This is a genomic window from Aquidulcibacter paucihalophilus (genome assembly GCF_002105465.1).
Lineage (GTDB): Bacteria > Pseudomonadota > Alphaproteobacteria > Caulobacterales > Aquidulcibacteraceae > Aquidulcibacter > Aquidulcibacter paucihalophilus.
On sequence record NZ_NCSQ01000171.1, the window covers coordinates 40,939 to 55,871 of the forward strand.

Below are 14,933 nucleotides of genomic sequence, written 5' to 3' on the forward strand. Positions count from 1 at the left end.
CCTTTTTTGTAGCTATTGGACAGGTTTAGCCAGCGATATATTGTGCGCCATTAATGGTGAGGGTTGAACCATTGATAAAGCCCGGATCTTCCACCAAGAACACAACAGCGCGCGCAATTTCTTCGCTTTCGCCAAGGCGGCCGCACGGAATCCCCGCCTTTACTTTTGCCAAAGCTTCAGGGTTCATGGCCGAGACCATTTCTGTCGCAATATAGCCCGGCGCAACGCAATTGACGGTAATACCCTTTGCGGCACCTTCTTGGGCCAGAGCCTTTGTAAAGCCAATCACACCGGCCTTGGCCGCTGAATAATTCACCTGGCCGACTTGGCCTTTTTGACCATTGATGGACGAAATATTGATAATGCGGCCGTAACCCCGCTCCCGCATGCCATTGATGACCGGGCGCGTGCAATTGAACAGGCTGTCTAGGTCCACATTAATGACCCCGCGCCACTGCTCTGGCGACATTTTATGGAAGAAGCCGTCTTTCGTGATACCCGCATTATTCACAAGAACATCGATTGGACCAAGATCGGCCTCGATCTTGGCCATGGCCGCCACGCAAGCATCATAGTCGCCAACATCAAATTTATAGGTCGCAATGCCTGTTTCGGCAGAAAACGCGGCAGCAGCCTCGTCATTCCCACCATAATTGGCAGCTACGTTATATCCGGCATCGCGCAGGGCAATAGAAATCGCCGCGCCGATACCACGCGACCCACCTGTAACAACTGCAACTTTAGTCATGTTTCCCTCACCCACCGTCATGTGTTTCTTTTGGAGGCACCCTAACGAAACTCAAGCGGCTTGGAAGTTGTTTTTATGTCGCACTGCAGTCTAATGTGATGGGTTACCACCATTCGGATGTTTCTAAGAAAGTAAACGCCATGTCGAAGATTTCGCGTCGTCAAACTTTGTGGGGCTTAGGTCTAGGCGCGACGGGTGCGCTTATCTTGCCAGAGGCCGGCACTGCCAAAGGCCGTCGCGCCCTTAAGGCTGGGGCCGTGGCGACAGCTGATACGCCGTCGGCAGAGATTGGCGCACAAATTTTGGCAGCCGGCGGCAATGCTGTGGATGCAGCCGTCGCCATCGGTTTCGCCCTGGCGGTCAGTTATCCAGAGGCGGGCAATATTGGCGGGGGCGGCTTCATGACTTTGGTCATGCAGGGCAAGCCCTATTTCTTAGACTATCGCGAGACCGCGCCGGGCAAGGCCTCGCCCACCATGTATCTGGACGCACAGGGCGAGGTGCGCCCCGGAAGCACCCTTGTTGGCAATCTGGCCGCAGGAACGCCTGGCACCGTGGCTGGTCTTTTTGCCGCCCATCGCCGATTTGGAAAACTATCTTGGGCGCGCGTCCTTGCCCCGGCAGTCCGCTTGGCGCGCGATGGTTTTGTGCCACCGGCACAAATGATCCGCATCTATCAGGAAGCGTTCGCTGAGTTAGGGCGCGATACCAATTTTGGCGCTTATTTCGGCGCTATGGCGGAAGGCAAGACCTTTACCCAACCAGAACTTGCCGATACGCTGGAAGCAATTGCGCAGCGCGGCCCGGCTGCCTTCTATCAAGGCCGCGTGGCGACCCAGATCGTGGCACAAATGTATCGGGGCAAGGAGAAGGGCCTCATCAGCTTGGCTGATTTGGAGGCCTATCGCCCTGTTTGGCGCACCGCCCTTACCTCTAAGTGGCGCGGCTATGACGTCATCAGCGCGCCTCCGCCAAGTTCGGGCGGGATCGCTTTGCTGCAACTCTTGGGCATGAAGGAAGCGCGCGCGGATCTGTTTGCCAATGTGGCGCACAATTCTGCAGACTATATTCACCTCTTGGCGGAGCTCGAGAAGCGCGTTTTCGCCGATCGCGCTGCCTATCTTGGTGACCCCGATTTTGTTCAAGTGCCTGTCGCGCGCTTGCTAGCGGAGGACTATATCCAAGCACGCGCAAAAGGTGTCCAGCCACAATTTCCTTCCCCCACCGAGCAAATCCGGCCCGGTCTGGAGAAGCCACAGACAACGCATTATTCCGTTGTCGATGCCGATGGAAACGCGGTCTCAAACACCTATACGCTGAATGGCTGGTATGGCTCGGGCGTGGTGGTCGAAGGAGCAGGCTTCCTCTTAAATAATGAGATGGATGACTTTTCTGCCAAACCCGGTGTGGCAAACCAATATGGGGTGGTTGGTGGGGATGCGAATGCCATCCAGCCCTTTAAACGCCCCTTGTCATCCATGACACCCACGATCCTGATGCAGAATGGGTTGCCGGTCATGGTGTTGGGCTCGCCCGGTGGGTCACGTATCATCACAACCGTTTTCCAAGTGCTCCTCAACGCACTCGACTATAAAATGCCTTTGAAGGCTGCGGTGGATGCCCCCCGCTATCACCACCAACTTTTGCCGGAAAACACCATCTTCACAGAACCTTATGCACCAGCCAGCCCAGAACTGCGCCAAGAACTGGAACGCCGTGGCTATCGGATCGAAGCGCAGAATTTTAATGGCGATATTGCAGCGATTCAGGTGCAAGGCCGCCTGCCTATCGTTTCGCCTGATCCACGGGCACGCGGTGCAGGCAGGGTAACGCCAAGCTAAATTGGCCTTGGCCTAGCGTGCGGCAGGCTGTTGCATCTGCAAAACTTCGGCCAGCTCGTGGGCATGGCTAATGGCGACGCTGATCCCGTCATCATCTTCGATTTCGAAAAGTCGGTTGAGCATGCGTGACAGAACCATGGCATCGCTCGGAGCGAGGGGACCCAAACACTGTAGGGCAGTACGCATAACCCGTAACACGGGCTCACTTGGGAGCCCGGACGCCACTGTCGGGCGCGTGGTTTGGCTTGTGCCAGACGCCTCGTCATGATTATCATTTAGGCTTGGCGCGATAGACAGGGTGGTCATGTCAGGTTCCAGAGACAAACAGACTGAGGCTGGACTGAAGCTGTAAAAGCTTCGCCGTGCTGGTCATGGTGGCAAATTGAGGGATGAGACGCCTCGCGGCATGCGTGATGGAGACCGACGAACTGTCGAGATCGGCTGCTGGGTAGGAAACTGCATCGGCAACCAACGAAACCGACACGCCCAAGTCTGCGGCAGCAACTGCTGTCGCCAAGCAATTGGGAACCATAGAGCGGCCAATGAGGATGATCTCGTCGGTTTGGCTCATCATAAGGAAATCACGAAGCGCCGCCGACGATAGAGCGGACGGTCCCCGGCACTGAAAGACCGGCTCCTCAGGTTGTGGCCGCAAGCTGGGAATGGGATTGGGAGGCCGATCTTGTCGGTAGACATGGACGATGTTCCAGCCCCGCTTTCGCGCTTCGGCAAGGATCAACATGCTGTTGTGGATGCAGGTTCGCCAAGAGGCCGGCTCTTCCGATACATGGCCATCCACAACGAGGTCATTGCACATGAGGAGGGGTGTGATTTGGTTTTTTGGCCCCGGATACGCATAACTGTGGGAAAACATGGTTAGGCTTGCCTTGCTGTTCTCAATGGAATCAATCGTTCGTTGGATCGGTCCAAAATGCCGGGCCGATCCCACTCCCCCTCTGGACGCAAGAGAATCATTGGGTCCGAATCGACGTGGATCGAGTCCGACCGCTTGGGCACAAATTTCTCAACCTCAACATATTCATGATCGGAAAAGGCAAGATTGGCCCGGCCTGGGCGAGGATTCACGCCACAAGCGCGTTGCCAAAGGCCCACGATCGATGGCTCGACATGGCCCAGGGCGTGCGTGTAGCCTTTTTTGGCACCCAATTCGAAGGACGCATCTAATAGGGAAGCACCCAGACCAGACTTGCGATAGCGCGGTAGAACCGCAACGCGTTCGACCTTAAAGAAATCTGCAAACCACCGAAGCCGCACACAACCTACCGGCTCACCATTCAGTCTGGCGATCAGATGGGTAGCGCCTGCGAAGTCGTTTCCATCAATTTCTTCATCGTAGGGACAGGACTGTTCATGCATATAGGCAATCGCCCGAAGCGAAATGACTTGCATGATTTCGTCGAGCCGATGGGCGACTCTGATTTCCCAGTTAGGCCCATTACTGGGAACAAGCCGTTCTGGGACACGTGTAGGTGGGATCATGCAACACCTCTGGTCTGGTTAGAGAGCGCTTCGGCCTTTTGGTATGAGGGCATGTAGAGTGTGCCGATTTTAGTACCTTCCAGGGGGCCCAGATTCATGCGGCCCATCAGAAGTCTTGCGCCATCATCGGTCACTGCACGCGCATACCAGTCTGCGTGCGGCACGATGTGCTGCGAGATGAAAAGACCCAGATTGACCAAGAGCCGGGCCGCTTCGTGCCGAGAAACAGCAATCCCCCACCCAAAAATGCCGATTGGCTCGTCTTCAAGCGTGCAAATATGGTTTGGGTCTGGGCTGACGGCGTCAAAATGATCGGTCAGGACAGCTTGGTTCCCCGCCGCAGTGAGCGGAACAATGCCTAAGAGGCCACATAGCGGGCTTGAATCAGTGGGATCTGTTTCGTCAGCGAGACCAGCATGGGTGATGCCTAACAATCCAAGCTTGGTTCGCGCATGGACCCATACCATGGTCTCCAAGCTTGCGATCGGTTCGCCGATCAAGCCTACAGCCAAGGACCGCCCTTCAATCAACCGCGACCCCGAAAGAGCGTGGACATTAAAGTCAGCCGCAGCGCGGGCAATGCGTTCCATCGTCGTCCGGGCTTCCATAGGGCTTCGAACTTCTAAGTTTGTGCGGATGAAATGATGCGCCATAGATCCCTAGGTGATTGTGGTTTAGTCGGCTTATTGGGTGACACCCCCCGCCAAAGGAAGCACGAGAGCGCTGCCCAAGGTGGCTCGGCTACCAATTGGTTGCAGGCAAAGATTTACTCAGCAAAAAAAGCTTGGGGAGCCAGAAAAATTGCAATACAGTGGCTGCTTACTTGAGGGGACCCTAATTGAAGGAAGTCGTCCGCCATCGGTCAGACTTGTCTGATCTACATGTTTTCTATGCGGTCGCGGTCTGCGGCGGGCTAAATGCGGCCGCGCGCAGCTTGCGGGTTGATCCCTCGACGGTGTCTCGTGCTTTGGACCAATTAGAGGCCCGCCTCAATGCACGTCTGGTGCGGCGGACCGCGCAGGGCGTTGTGCTGACGAAAGCCGGCGAAATGGCCTTGGCGCGTGTTCGAACCATTGAAAGCCAAATTGCTGAGCTCGAACGCGAAGTATTGGACTCAGAAGCAACTTCCCCCATAGGTGCCGTTACTTTGTCCTGTTCGGATGGGGTTGGAGCCTATCTTTTGACACCCGCCCTAACCCAGTTGCTGCGGGAAAATCCCAAACTCGACTTGCGGTTGGATTGTGGCTTATGGCCGAATAATCCCGTGGAGGCTGATGCTGAAATCTCATTAGTTTTCAACGCGGAACCGGCTCCGGGCTATATTTCGAAGCCCGTGGCCTATTTCCATTACGGCCTGTTTGGAACGCGGTCCTATTTTGAACTTTATGGGAAGCCGGAAACCGTCGAGGAAGCGTTACGTCATCCCTTTTTGCACCACACCGGCCAAACGCTGACGTCCAACATGACCCGTAAAGTGCCCGCGTTTCAGGATCTGGCACGGCGGCGGATAGAAACCAATTCGAGCGCTGCCGTGGTCGAGGGTGTTTTGGCCGGGATTGGCATTGCAGGGATGCCGACTGTCCTGGCGGCCATTTATCCCGAACTCGTTATGATTGGAGATGCCGTCGAACCGGTTGAGATGAGCCTGGTGTATCATCGCGACATCGAGCGGATTCCACGCATTAAGGTCGTATTGAAATGGCTCGAAGCTGTTTTCGACCAGAAAACGAAGCCTTGGTATCGCAGAGAATATGTATCGCCCAGCGAATTTGGCCCCTTCATCGATGGCCAAACGTCTAACCTGCCGCTCGGGGCAGGCAAAGTTACCGAGAGGGTATCTGCGCAAACACAGGTACCTAAGCGCCGTATCGCCGCTTCTGGCGTCTAAGTTCGTAGTAATGGAGTATGTGAAGTGTCCGTAAAAGAGAACGTAAACCCCCGTAAGGCCGATGACCTCGATCATTTTGTCGCGCAGCGAGTCCGCCGGCAACGAGATGCCGTCGACATGACGCAAGACCAGCTGGCCCAAGCCTTGGGCATTTCATTTCAACAGCTTCAGAAGTACGAGCGCGGCGTCAACCGTATTTCCGCCTCGCGTCTTTTCCAAATTTCCTGTGTTTTGGGTGTTGGTCCAGAGTATTTCTACGAGGGTGTTGATTGCTCGCAATATGGCTTGACCCCGAAATCCGAGCGTACCGAAGGGCCCCAGTCGTCGATTTTGAGCTTGATTGCACAGAATCCAGATGCGACCGACTTGGTGATCGCCTTTGCCGCAATTAAATCGCCGAAACAACGGCAGAAGGCCATTGATTTGGTCAAATTGCTGGCCGACTAAATTCTGTGCCGCGGCGTTTGGGACCTTCGTGTCCCAGCGCCAGTGACAGGGCTAGACACAACTTCAACGGGACATCATAGTAAACCTCATCAGAGTGAGGTTAGTTTGAATGTCTGTTGATTTAAGTGTTGTTTCCCAAAAGCCTTCCTCCTTTTTGGGTCGCGCGATTCCAGTCTTGCTGGCGCTTCTGGCCACGGGGGGCTTGATTTACTGGTTTGTGAAGCCAAAGCCAGATATTCGTTACGCCCGAACCAAAGCCTTTATCCAAAGCCAGATCAAACCTGGCGGCGAAGTTTTGCAGACTTTAGAGCGCGGCGCGGAAGTCAATGTGATGTTGTCACGAGAATTAGATGGCTGGGCCATGGTCATGGTTCCGCCTTCCAGCAACGGTTTCATCCCGCTTTCGGACATCGATGTAGATCGTCGGCCCGTTTTGACGGGGGCTTATCGCGCCAAGGCGCTTCAGAAGCCTATCTCCCTTTACGAAGAACCAGATCCGGCAACGGCTCAGACCGATGCAATTCCACCGGGCACCATGATCCAGATTTGGGGCTATACTGAGACGCCCACGGGCAAATGGGCCGAGATTACGCGCTACAAAGAGAAGAGGGTTGGCTATGTCTTGCGCGATGAGCTTGAAGCCGCCTCAGACTGAAGTGACCTCTGCTTTAGAGGCTAAGGGCGAGGCAGCAAGATCGTGGCACCCGTTGTGAGACGGCCTTCCAAAGCGCGGTGGGCGTCCGCCGCCTGCTCCAGCGGATAGCGCGCGCCTATCACGGGACGGATCACGCCGCTCTCAACAAGATCAAACAAGTCCTTTGCGGCTTGATCGAGCTCTGGCGTGGTTGCAACATAGTCGAATAAGGTCGGCCTTGTCAGGAAAAGCGAACCACGGCGAGATAGCTCCAACGGGGAGACAGGCGCAGGCGGCCCTGAGGCGTTGCCGAAACTGACGACCAAGCCGCGACGTGCTGCGGTGTCGAGGGAAGCAACCAAGGTGTCGGCACCAACTGAGTCATAAACGACTTCGCAGCCCCTGCCGCTGGTCAGTTCCTTGACCCGCTCAGCAATCGGCTCTGAGCGATAAAGAATGATGTCAGAGCAGCCATGTTGGCGTGCGAGTTTCGCTTTCTCCTCGCTGCCGACTGTTCCAATGACCCGCACCCCCAAATGGGCAAGCCACGCGCAAGCAATCAGACCAACCCCACCGGCAGCAGCATGGAAAAGGACGGTGTCGCCGGCTTTGAGCGGTCGTAATCTTTGGATCAAAAATTCTGCCGTCAGACCCTTCAAAAGAATAGCAGCAGCGACATCTAAGCCAATTCCATCTGGAACTTTTACGGCACGTCCCTCTGGCACGGCGGCAAAATCCGCATAGGCCCCAAGTGGGCCAGAGGAGAAAGCCACCCGATCGCCAATTGCAAAACGGGTTACAGCCTCACCAATTGCAGTTACAATCCCCGCCCCCTCGAGGCCGAGGCCTGAAGGCAGCGATATCGGATAAAGGCCGGTGCGCTGATACGTATCAATGAAGTTGAGGCCGCATGCAGCCATCTCAATCAAGATTTCATGCGACTTCGGATTGGGGATCGGCACGTCGCGCAGTTCAAGAACTTCGGGACCGCCAAGCCGCGTCAGGCCGATTTGGCGCATCATGACAGGGTCTCAGCAAAGAAGGCCATTGTGCGCTCATTCGCCAGCGCAGCTCCGGCGGCATCATAATGTTGGCCCCCCACACGGGCAAAGGCGTGATCCAGACCATCATAGACATGCATACGGATTTGGGCATGACCAGATAGGCCCGCCTTCATGGCGGCTTGTGCCTCCTTATTCACAAAAGAATCTTCGGATGCGACATGCAGGAGCAAGGGCCGGGTCCCAGCATTGGCTTCCGCCAAACGGTCTTGAATGCCGACCCCATAATAGCTGACGCTGGCGTTAATGGTGGTCCGAGTTGCCGTCAGATACGCCAATAAGCCACCTAAGCAATAGCCAACCGAGCCAACGGAGGCATGGGTTTGGCGGACATAATCAATGGTTGCCTGAATGTCGATCACGCCGGTGTCGACGTTGAACTTACCAAAATAATCAAAGGCCTGCTGCCATTCTTCTGGCGTTTGGTCCGTGATATCAATGCCTGGCTGAATGCGCCAGAAGAGATCGGGAACCACGGCCAGATAACCCTGGGCGGCATAGGCATCTGCGAGGTCACGCATAACTTTATTGACGCCAAAAATCTCTTGTATCACGACCAAAGCGCGGCCATTGGCTTGCGCTGGCTTGGCAACATAGGCCGAAAATGCGCCATCTGGTCCATTGATCGTGACATGCTCGCCCATATGTGTATCCTCCGCAAAATCAGAATTGATCGCCGCCTCGCTTGACCTGATGGAAGTCGCGTCCCAAGTGAGGGGTGTTACGGCTATGACCTAGTCGGAAGACCACAAGATGACAATCAGTTTTGTTATCTTTCAAGAAGGCTGCAACGGATGATAAGGTGGTCAGGCCTTTGGGACCGCAGATTTGGAGATCGGTAGCATGAAAGTCAGCATTGAAGTGGATTTGACCCCTAGTGAAGCACGAGAGCTTTTGGGCATGCCGAACTTGACCTCCATTCAAGAGACCTTCGTGGGGATCGCTAAGGATAAGCTCGAGAAAACCGGCAATATGGTGGACGTAGAACCCATGTTGCGGACGTGGACTGGGCTTGGTGGGGCAGCGACCGAAGCTTTTGGAGCCTTGGTCGGGGCTGCCTTGAAGGTTGCCACCAGTGATGTCGGCACAAAACCCACTTCTACTACGGACAAGAGCGCGAGCGACAAGACCTCGTGACAGCTTCTACCATTGTGGCGCTTGCTTCTGGCCCGGGGCCAGCTGGGGTCAGCATTATCCGATTGTCGGGGCCAGCTTGTTCAAACGTGGCAGAAGTCTTGATTGGCAAAGTGCCACCGGCCCGGCAAGCCAAGCTTGCGAAACTGCGCGACCTTGATGGCGAACCTATTGATAATGCTTTGGTTATTTTCTTTCCCGGGCCGAGAAGCTTTACAGGCGAAGACGTTCTAGAGCTGCATGTCCATGGTGGTCGCGCCGTCGTACGGGATACGATAGAGGCGTGCCTCGGCATGGCAGGGGTCCGCCTCGCTGACGCAGGCGAGTTTAGCCGGCGGGCCTTCATCCATGGCAAGATGGACCTTTCCGCGGCCGAAGGCTTGGCTGATTTGGTTGAGGCGGAGACGGCGGCACAACGTCGGCAAGCGTTGCGGCAGATGGAAGGCGCGCTGGCCGATGAAATTGGTCGGTGGCGAGAAGCGGTCATTGACTGTTTGGCCGATGCCGAGGGCGACATTGATTTTCCCGATGAAGACTTGCCACCGGGCCTGAGTGAACGTGCACGTCAACGGATTGAGGACTTAAAGCGACGGCTTGAGACGTATCTGGCAGAGTCTCGCCGGGCAGAGCGGGTTCGGACGGGGTTCCAGATAGCCATCGTGGGCAAGCCAAATGCTGGAAAATCAAGTTTAATCAATCAGCTAGCGCGGCGAGAAGCAGCGATTGTATCAGCCATTCCAGGTACGACACGTGACATTGTCGAGGTACGATTGGTGATAGGCGGCATGGTCGTCTTGATCTCAGATACCGCAGGGATCAGAGAGTCCTCCGATCTTATTGAAGCTGAAGGGGTCCGTCGAGCACGTCAAAGGGCCGTCGAAGCAGACTTACGATTGGGCTTGATTACAGATCACGAAGATAAGGCAGAGTTTGCAGACCTGATGAAGGCTGGAGACTTGTGGCTTCTGGGCCAGGCCGATCGGCTCGACTGGGCCGCACCGAGCGCCGGCGAGTTGGCAGTGTCTAGCGTGACACGACAAGGCCTCGATGCGCTTGAAGCAGTGATCATCGAACGGGCCCAATCCGATCTTGGAAAATCAGAGTCCGCGCCACTCACGCGTCTTCGTCATCAAGAGGCGGTGCGAGAAGGGATCGACGCATTGGACCGCGCCTTGACAGCATCGGTTCATGCGCCAGAGCTGGTGGCCGAGGATTTGCGTCTCGCGGCCCGTGCCCTAGGACGCATCACGGGGCGGGTGGATATGGAGGATGTGCTTGATCGCCTTTTCGCCCAATTTTGCATTGGAAAGTAAGTCTGAACGCATAGTCGCGTTTCACGTGAAACAGCTCTGAACGGATGAGTCGACCTGCGTCGAGAGTTTCGCTATGTAGGCCGCCCCAATCAGAGGCAAGACTTTGGCACATAACGCATATGACATCATCATTATTGGCGGCGGTCATGCCGGCTGCGAAGCGGCGGCAGCGAGCGCGCGCGTCGGCGCGCGGACGCTCTTGGTCACCCATAATGCCGCAACCATCGGCGAAATGTCGTGCAATCCGGCCATCGGCGGGCTTGGCAAAGGTCATTTAGTCCGCGAGATCGACGCGCTCGACGGAATTATGGGCAAGGCTGCCGATGCCGCAGGCATTCAGTTCCGCATGCTGAATCGTTCGAAAGGCCCTGCGGTGCGCGGGCCAAGGGCACAGGCGGATCGCAAATTGTATCGCGAAGCCATTCAATCGCTTCTCAACACCCAAGACAATCTGACCATACTCAGTGCTGCCGTTGAAAATTTGATTCTGGTCGAAGGACGTTGCCGCGGCATTGTCTTGGGTAATGGGGACCGGATTGAGGCGGGTGCCGTTGTCTTGACGACCGGCACATTTCTGAATGGGATGATCCATCTAGGACAGAAGACATGGCCGGCTGGGCGAATTGATGAAGCGCCAGCCATTGGACTTGCCCAAACCCTTTATAGACTTGGCCTGCCGATGGGCAGATTGAAGACCGGAACACCGGCGCGCTTGGATGGTCGCACCATCGATTACACGGTTTGTGAGAAGCAACCCGGCGATGAACCACCGATTCCCTTTTCCTTCCTGAATGACCGCATCACGACGCCGCAAGTTCCGTGCTGGATAACTTGGACGAATGAGGCGACGCATCAAATCATTCGCGACAATCTTCATCTCTCGGCAGTCTATGGTGGTGCGATTGAAGGTCGCGGTCCGCGCTATTGTCCATCCATAGAGGACAAAATTGTCCGCTTCTCTGACAAGGATCGGCACCAAATCTTTTTGGAACCGGAGGGCTTAGACGATCCGACCATTTATCCGAATGGCATTTCAACCTCCTTCCCAGAGGAAGTCCAAGCCGCCTTTATGCGGACGATCCCGGGTCTCGAGAAAGTTGAAATCCTGCGTTATGCCTATGCTATCGAATATGATTACGTGGACCCAAGGGCATTGGGTTCAGACTTGTCGGTTCAAGCGGTGCCCGGTCTTTATCTGGCAGGCCAAATCAATGGCACGACCGGGTATGAAGAGGCGGCCGCGCAGGGCCTGATGGCGGGGCTGAATGCCGCGCGGCGTGTCGGCGGACTATCTCCGATCAGCTTCCGTCGCGATGAGGCCTATATTGGAGTGCTGATTGACGATTTGATTACGCGCGGCGTTTCAGAACCCTATCGCATGTTTACCTCGCGCGCCGAGTATCGCTTGACTTTGCGCGCCGATAACGCCGATCAACGCCTTACGCCTATTGGCATGTCTCTAGGGATTGTTGGCGCGCGCCGAGCTCAGGAGTTCACCCAGAAGCTCCAGGAAATCTCATCGGCCCGCACTTATGCCACAGAGACAACCATCACACCGACAGAAGCCGCCAAGCTTGGCTTGCCTGTCAATCAAGATGGTCGCAAGCGCAGCGTATTGGAATTGATCGCCCATCCCCAAATTGGGTTGCCTCGTCTGATGGCTCTATTCCCCGACTTGTCTAGCATGAGTGCGCGGGCCTTGACGCAGCTTGAAACCGAAGCGGTTTATTCCGGTTATTTGGACCGCCAGCAGGCCGATATTGTTGCTTTCCGACGCGATGAGGATTTGGAGCTGCCGCAGGATCTCGACTATCGCGCGGTTGGCGGTCTGTCGAATGAGGCACGCGAAAAGCTATTGGCCGTTCGCCCGACAACTTTGGGGCAAGCCTCACGGATTGAGGGCCTGACAGCCGGGGCACTGACCGCTCTTTTGGCCTATGTTCGTCGGGGGGTTAATGCCCGTGCCACCGCGTGACGCCAACCAAGCCTACACCCCGGAGGCCGTCCAAGCACTACTGATGTCAGACTATGGTGTTTCACGTGAAACCATCGAACGATTTAAGGCCTATCAAGCCATACTGACGAAATGGGCTCCGCGGATCAATTTAGTGGGCGCGTCGACGCTGGCCTCATTTTGGGACCGCCACATTCTCGACTCGGCCCAAATTCTGCCGCTCGCTCGCCCCGACGCGCGAACCTGGGTCGACTTTGGGTCAGGTGCAGGGTTCCCCGGACTGGTCTTGGCCGCCCTTCTCCATCAGAAACATGGTGCCCAGGTCACCTTGATAGAAGCGAGCACCAAGCGCTGTGGCTTTTTGAGAGAAGCGGCACGGGCGATGCAAGTGCATGCCGAAATCATCAATGATAAGCTGGAACATGTGGTGCCCAGGCCGGTTGATGTCATCACGGCGCGCGCCTTCACCGCCTTAGAGCGTCTCCTTGCTTATGGAGACAAGTGGCAAGGGCCGCAGACGCAAGCACTGTTTCCAAAAGGGGAAGAAGTGTCTGCAGAGCTTCAACAGGCCTCGACAAACTGGCTGTTTAAGTCGACAATCCACCCCTCGGCAAGCGATGCGCGAGGTTGCATCGTTGAAATCACCGAGTGCCAAGCCAGAACAGGGTCCGCGCTATCATGAAGAAGACACGCGTCATTGCCGTGGCCAACCAAAAAGGTGGCGTTGGCAAAACAACGACCGCGATCAACCTTGCCACTGCGCTTGCCGCCGTGGGAGAGAGCGTCCTGATCCTTGACATTGATGCGCAAGGCAATGCCTCTACCGGCTTGGGCGTGTCCGCCGCTGCCCGTAAATTGACGTCTTATGACGTCATCATGGGCGAGGCCTCTTTTGCCGAAGCCGCCATTGCGACCCGAATTCCAAATCTCGCAGTCATACCGGCCAGTGTCGATCTTGCCGGGGTAGAAATGGAGTTATCCCAAGCGCCAAACCGGGCCTTCCGCCTACGCGATGCCCTAGCTCGCCATCGAGCGGACATAAGTCGTGGAGATGGCGTGCATTACAATTTTATCCTCATAGACTGCCCACCATCGCTTAATGTTGTAACCATAAATGCCATGACTGCGGCCGATGCCGTGCTGGTGCCGCTGCAATGCGAGTTTTTCGCGCTCGAAGGCCTGACGCAACTCATGCGGACTGTCGATCTCGTCAAAGGTTCTCTCAATCCTGCCCTTGAGATCCAAGGCATCGTGCTAACTATGTATGATCAGCGTAACAATCTATCTGACCAAGTAGCTATGGATGTGCGCACCCATCTCGGCGACAAAGTCTATACAACTGTAATCCCGCGCAATGTGCGGGTCTCTGAAGCGCCCTCTTTTGGAAAACCAGCCCTCCTCTATGACCATAAATGCTCGGGCAGCCAAGCCTATATGCGCTTGGCGAGCGAGGTCCTGCATCGTGAACGCACAAGGTTAGCAGCATGAGCGACGAAACCGACTTAGCCCCCAAAGCCACCACCAAACCTGATAGCCGTCCCGCGCGTGGTTTGGGCCGTGGCCTCTCCGCACTTTTGGGCGATGCAGAAACAACGCGCCCGACCGAGGACCGCGGCACCGATGGCGGTACACGTGAAATTGGCTTGGACCAAATCATCCGCAACCCACAGCAGCCACGCCGTCAATTTGACGAGGCTGACTTGCAAACATTGGCTGATTCCGTCCGCCAGCATGGCATCTTGCAGCCATTGCTGTTGCGTCAACTAGAGGATGGTTCTGGACGCTATGAGATTGTCGCGGGCGAACGCCGGTGGCGCGCCGCACAATTGGCCGGGTTGCATGTCGTTCCGGCCTTGGTGCGCACCTTCGATGACTTGGCGACCCTAGAAGTCTCGATCGTTGAAAATGTCCAGCGCGCGGATCTAAACCCTATCGAAGAAGCCCTGGCTTTTCAGCAATTGGCAGAGCGCTTTGGCCGCACCCAACAGGCAATCGCAGAAACTGTCGGCAAGAGTCGGGCACACATCGCCAATATGATGCGGCTGTTATCCCTACCCGAATCTGTCAAAGACCTTGTGCGATCCGGCGAACTCAGCGCTGGCCATGCGCGCGCCATCATCAGCGCGCCAGATCCATTGGCCGCAGCCCGCGCGATCATTGATCGCGGCTTGAGCGTTCGCGATGCGGAAAAACTCGCCACCAAACCAGAGTCGTCGCGCACGCCGGGCACGATCCGGGACGACCAAGGCGATGCGGATTCAAAAGCATTGGCCCATGATCTATCTGCCGCGTTGGGCCTCGAAGTCAGTCTCGCCCATAAAGGCCACAAGGGTGGCGCTTTGACGATCCACTATCGCAGCCTGGAACAATTGGACGATTTGTGCCGCAAACTCACCGCCATCGCGCGATAAGT

General features: G+C 56.0%; 17 protein-coding genes. 10 read left to right on the plus strand and 7 right to left on the minus strand.

The features are described from left to right. Nucleotides 1–25: 25 nt before the first annotated feature. The gene (gene phbB / locus B7364_RS15330) at nt 26–748 is read right to left on the minus strand and encodes an acetoacetyl-CoA reductase (protein ID WP_085341020.1); all 723 of its coding nucleotides are present in this window, start codon (nt 746–748) and stop codon (nt 26–28) included. A 140-nt stretch (nt 749–888) separates the two neighbouring features. Here phbB and ggt point away from each other — a divergent pair, with 140 nt between their 5' ends. Next, on the plus strand, nt 889–2,589 hold the full coding sequence (gene ggt, locus B7364_RS15335) for a gamma-glutamyltransferase (protein WP_085341021.1): 1,701 nt from the start codon (nt 889–891) through the stop codon (nt 2,587–2,589). Nucleotides 2,590–2,601: 12 nt separating this feature from the next. Here ggt and B7364_RS15340 read toward each other — a convergent pair whose 3' ends face one another. From B7364_RS15340 to B7364_RS15355, 4 genes are read right to left on the minus strand one after another with little or no spacing between them, the layout of a single operon-like run. Continuing rightward, complete coding sequence (locus B7364_RS15340; RefSeq protein ID WP_085340914.1) at nt 2,602–2,895, minus strand: hypothetical protein; 294 nt, start codon at nt 2,893–2,895, stop codon at nt 2,602–2,604. 1 nt (nt 2,896) lies between these two features. Further along, nucleotides 2,897–3,463, minus strand: a complete 567-nt coding sequence (locus tag B7364_RS15345) for an isochorismatase family protein (protein ID WP_085340915.1) — start codon at nt 3,461–3,463, stop codon at nt 2,897–2,899. A gap of 2 nt (nt 3,464–3,465) precedes the next feature. Continuing rightward, nucleotides 3,466–4,089 (minus strand): GNAT family N-acetyltransferase, encoded by a 624-nt coding sequence (locus B7364_RS15350; protein WP_085340916.1) that lies wholly within the window; start codon nt 4,087–4,089, stop codon nt 3,466–3,468. Beyond that, a complete protein-coding gene (locus B7364_RS15355; protein ID WP_157893737.1) occupies nt 4,086–4,742 on the minus strand; it encodes a hypothetical protein in 657 nt (218 codons plus the stop codon). Before B7364_RS15355 ends, B7364_RS15350 begins: the two co-directional genes overlap by 4 nt. 185 nt (nt 4,743–4,927) lie before the next feature. Between B7364_RS15355 and B7364_RS15360 the strand changes: the two genes are divergently transcribed. The 3 genes from B7364_RS15360 to B7364_RS15370 all read left to right on the plus strand — a co-directional run bounded on the left by B7364_RS15360 (nt 4,928) and on the right by B7364_RS15370 (nt 7,079). Further along, entirely contained in the window at nt 4,928–5,977 is a 1,050-nt protein-coding gene (locus B7364_RS15360; RefSeq protein ID WP_085340918.1) for a LysR family transcriptional regulator, read from the plus strand. Nucleotides 5,978–6,001: 24 nt separating this feature from the next. Beyond that, the gene (locus tag B7364_RS15365) at nt 6,002–6,424 is read left to right on the plus strand and encodes a helix-turn-helix domain-containing protein (RefSeq protein WP_085340919.1); all 423 of its coding nucleotides are present in this window, start codon (nt 6,002–6,004) and stop codon (nt 6,422–6,424) included. A gap of 109 nt (nt 6,425–6,533) precedes the next feature. Next, a complete protein-coding gene (locus tag B7364_RS15370; RefSeq protein WP_085340920.1) occupies nt 6,534–7,079 on the plus strand; it encodes a hypothetical protein in 546 nt (181 codons plus the stop codon). Between the two features lie 20 nt (nt 7,080–7,099). Here B7364_RS15370 and B7364_RS15375 read toward each other — a convergent pair whose 3' ends face one another. Further along, complete coding sequence (locus tag B7364_RS15375) at nt 7,100–8,080, minus strand: quinone oxidoreductase family protein (protein WP_106407659.1); 981 nt, start codon at nt 8,078–8,080, stop codon at nt 7,100–7,102. Further along, nucleotides 8,077–8,763 carry a dienelactone hydrolase family protein gene (locus B7364_RS15380; RefSeq protein ID WP_085340921.1) on the minus strand — a complete coding sequence of 229 codons (687 nt, stop codon included), beginning with the start codon at nt 8,761–8,763 and terminating at the stop codon, nt 8,077–8,079. Before B7364_RS15380 ends, B7364_RS15375 begins: the two co-directional genes overlap by 4 nt. 199 nt (nt 8,764–8,962) lie before the next feature. Here B7364_RS15380 and B7364_RS15385 point away from each other — a divergent pair, with 199 nt between their 5' ends. From B7364_RS15385 to B7364_RS15410, 6 genes are all read left to right on the plus strand, one after another. Then, nucleotides 8,963–9,256 (plus strand): DUF6489 family protein, encoded by a 294-nt coding sequence (locus B7364_RS15385; protein WP_085340922.1) that lies wholly within the window; start codon nt 8,963–8,965, stop codon nt 9,254–9,256. Continuing rightward, the gene (gene mnmE, locus B7364_RS15390; RefSeq protein ID WP_085340923.1) at nt 9,253–10,566 is read left to right on the plus strand and encodes a tRNA uridine-5-carboxymethylaminomethyl(34) synthesis GTPase MnmE; all 1,314 of its coding nucleotides are present in this window, start codon (nt 9,253–9,255) and stop codon (nt 10,564–10,566) included. Before B7364_RS15385 ends, mnmE begins: the two co-directional genes overlap by 4 nt. Before the next feature lie 103 nt (nt 10,567–10,669). Beyond that, entirely contained in the window at nt 10,670–12,541 is a 1,872-nt protein-coding gene (gene mnmG / locus B7364_RS15395) for a tRNA uridine-5-carboxymethylaminomethyl(34) synthesis enzyme MnmG (protein WP_106407660.1), read from the plus strand. After that, nucleotides 12,522–13,202: a 16S rRNA (guanine(527)-N(7))-methyltransferase RsmG gene (gene rsmG, locus B7364_RS15400; protein WP_157893738.1), complete on the plus strand. Its 681-nt coding sequence runs from the start codon at nt 12,522–12,524 to the stop codon at nt 13,200–13,202. The genes mnmG and rsmG overlap by 20 nt, the downstream gene beginning before the upstream one ends. Next, a complete protein-coding gene (locus B7364_RS15405; RefSeq protein WP_085340926.1) occupies nt 13,199–14,008 on the plus strand; it encodes a ParA family protein in 810 nt (269 codons plus the stop codon). The genes rsmG and B7364_RS15405 overlap by 4 nt, the downstream gene beginning before the upstream one ends. Beyond that, on the plus strand, nt 14,005–14,931 hold the full coding sequence (locus tag B7364_RS15410; RefSeq protein ID WP_085340927.1) for a ParB/RepB/Spo0J family partition protein: 927 nt from the start codon (nt 14,005–14,007) through the stop codon (nt 14,929–14,931). The genes B7364_RS15405 and B7364_RS15410 overlap by 4 nt, the downstream gene beginning before the upstream one ends. Nucleotides 14,932–14,933: the final 2 nt, after the last annotated feature.

Excerpts from the sequence above, each read along its gene's own strand:
- phbB (WP_085341020.1), bottom strand. The coding sequence starts at position 748 with ATGACTAAAGTTGCAGTTGTTACAGGTGGGTCGCGTGGTATCGGCGCG.
- ggt (WP_085341021.1), top strand. The coding sequence starts at position 889 with ATGTCGAAGATTTCGCGTCGTCAAACTTTGTGGGGCTTAGGTCTAGGC.
- B7364_RS15340 (WP_085340914.1), bottom strand. The coding sequence starts at position 2,895 with ATGACCACCCTGTCTATCGCGCCAAGCCTAAATGATAATCATGACGAG.
- B7364_RS15345 (WP_085340915.1), bottom strand. The coding sequence starts at position 3,463 with ATGTTTTCCCACAGTTATGCGTATCCGGGGCCAAAAAACCAAATCACA.
- B7364_RS15350 (WP_085340916.1), bottom strand. The coding sequence starts at position 4,089 with ATGATCCCACCTACACGTGTCCCAGAACGGCTTGTTCCCAGTAATGGG.
- B7364_RS15355 (WP_157893737.1), bottom strand. The coding sequence starts at position 4,742 with ATGGCGCATCATTTCATCCGCACAAACTTAGAAGTTCGAAGCCCTATG.
- B7364_RS15370 (WP_085340920.1), top strand. The coding sequence starts at position 6,534 with ATGTCTGTTGATTTAAGTGTTGTTTCCCAAAAGCCTTCCTCCTTTTTG.
- B7364_RS15375 (WP_106407659.1), bottom strand. The coding sequence starts at position 8,080 with ATGATGCGCCAAATCGGCCTGACGCGGCTTGGCGGTCCCGAAGTTCTT.
- B7364_RS15380 (WP_085340921.1), bottom strand. The coding sequence starts at position 8,763 with ATGGGCGAGCATGTCACGATCAATGGACCAGATGGCGCATTTTCGGCC.
- B7364_RS15385 (WP_085340922.1), top strand. The coding sequence starts at position 8,963 with ATGAAAGTCAGCATTGAAGTGGATTTGACCCCTAGTGAAGCACGAGAG.
- rsmG (WP_157893738.1), top strand. The coding sequence starts at position 12,522 with ATGCCCGTGCCACCGCGTGACGCCAACCAAGCCTACACCCCGGAGGCC.
- B7364_RS15405 (WP_085340926.1), top strand. The coding sequence starts at position 13,199 with ATGAAGAAGACACGCGTCATTGCCGTGGCCAACCAAAAAGGTGGCGTT.
- B7364_RS15410 (WP_085340927.1), top strand. The coding sequence starts at position 14,005 with ATGAGCGACGAAACCGACTTAGCCCCCAAAGCCACCACCAAACCTGAT.